Consider the following 817-nt stretch of genomic DNA (forward strand, 5'->3'; position numbering starts at 1 on the left):
CCTGCTTCGGGACCGCCACGAAGTCCCCACACCAGCATGTCGCACCAAGCCCCAACTGTGGGGCACCAAGGAAGATGAGAAGCGCGCGGATCTGCTTCAACGCCTGGAAGTAGTCGAGTCCCTTGCCAATGACTATGGCGACTCGATCATGATCCCATTGCGGCGCGACCGGGCTGATGTCCTCCACGATCACGGTTGCGCACATACGACCCCCAACGGCCCATGACTCGGCTTAAGTAGCCCGACCGCAGGTGGAGGTACGGCGGAGGTTCGACGGTACATCTGACAACTACCGTTCGTGAAGCGTGCATCCGGGATTGGAGTCACGCAAATGAAGTCAGCAGATGGTTGTACGACGAACGGCTTATTTTTAGATCAGGAGCGGGACTTTTTGCGCTCGCTCATCGCCTGCATCGTTGTCTCCAGGATGCGGCGGTCCTCGGCATCCAGGGTGCGGTACAGGTGCAGGAAGCGTCGCTCCGCGTCGTCGTCCATCGGAGCGGGGATGCTGCGGCCGGCCGCCTCGAAGACCTCGGCCACGGTGAGGCCGGCGCCCTCGGCGAACTTGCGCAGAAGGACTGGGGAGGGGCCGCGGCTGCCGGTGGCACGGTCGCCGCTCTTCCATGAGTGGAGGGTAGATGTGGGGATGCCGGAGCGGCGGGCGAGGGTGGACAGGGTCCAGCCCTTGTCGTCCATCAGCCGCTTGATGAGTGCCGCGAGGTCATCCACATGTAGAAGCATCGGGCATTGACTGTATGCGCTACAAGTCACTGCTGGGTATGTGGCCTGCAATGATTTCCACATGCGGAAGCCTTGG

General features: G+C 62.1%; 2 protein-coding genes. Both read right to left on the reverse strand.

Features of this window, described 5'->3' with window-relative positions; translation table 11 throughout:
* Nucleotides 1–193: hypothetical protein (locus ACYVGQ_RS18700; RefSeq protein ID WP_460786198.1), on the reverse strand; the 193-nt coding region annotated here is incomplete at its 3' end.
* 182 nt (nt 194–375) lie between these two features.
* Nucleotides 376–817, reverse strand: a 442-nt coding sequence (locus ACYVGQ_RS18705) for a helix-turn-helix domain-containing protein (protein ID WP_460786199.1), incomplete at its 5' end; no start/stop codon positions are given.

It is taken from the genome of Microbacterium tumbae (genome assembly GCF_054780175.1).